1 protein-coding gene is annotated in these 844 nt (G+C 41.7%); it reads left to right on the top strand.

The genetic code is table 11. The annotated features are described in order from the left end of the window. Window positions 1-511 precede the first annotated feature (511 nt). On the top strand, window positions 512-844 hold a 333-nt coding region (locus ACRCJ0_RS16495), incomplete at its 3' end, for an Hsp33 family molecular chaperone HslO (protein WP_431391240.1).

Here is an 844-nt window from a genome sequence, read left to right as displayed (position 1 = left end):
TTTACAACGTGGCGCTGAGCACCGTCAATACCGTAATGGTGAATGGTCTGAAGAAACGACATCTGAAGACCAAACCGAAGCGGCTGATGATGTTAATGAATCTGATGACGACAGCGACGATCATCAAGGTCCACAAGGACGAAACGCACATATAGATCAAGACTAAGTAAGGGTGCGAGCGAACCCAAATAGGGTGTAAGAGCCGACTTTTCTTGAATCAATAAAAAACCTCCGATGACATTTTATCGGAGGTTTTTCAATGCAATTAAAGAAGTGACTTTCCTAGCAGCAATAAACGGGTTCATTAAACCAATAATGACTGCGTTTCACAAAATCTTTCAATATCTTTCAGATATTGTGCATTTTTTGTTCCAAGGGTCATTATTTACCGGGTTGCTTTACACCTTGCTAACTATTATATTTTCACTGTTCGCCAAATTAGGTTAGAATGGTAGTTGAAGAGCGACAAGCGAATAATGGGTGCCTGGCACCTAATGATGGAGTGAAATAAATGACAGATAAATTAATTAAGGCAGTAGCCTTTGATGGTGAAGTTCGTATTACAGCTGTAGATGCTACAGGTATTGTCCAAGAGGCACAAAAGAAACATGATACATGGTCTGCTTCTACAGCAGCCCTAGGACGTACGTTAGTGGGTACTTTGATGATAGGGTCTGATATTAAAGATGATGCCAAAATTACTATCCAAATCAACGGGAATGGTCCAGCTGGTAAGTTAGTGGCTGTTGCGGACGGTCAAGGAAATGTGAAAGGCTACGTTCAAGAGCCACATATCAGCCTAGATCCAAACGACAAAGGCAAGATTGATGTACGTGGCGCGGTT

Source organism: Aerococcus sp. L_32 (genome assembly GCF_050689315.1).
The sequence above is the reverse complement of the archived record's forward strand: the minus strand, read 5'-3'. Positions and strand labels throughout refer to the sequence as shown.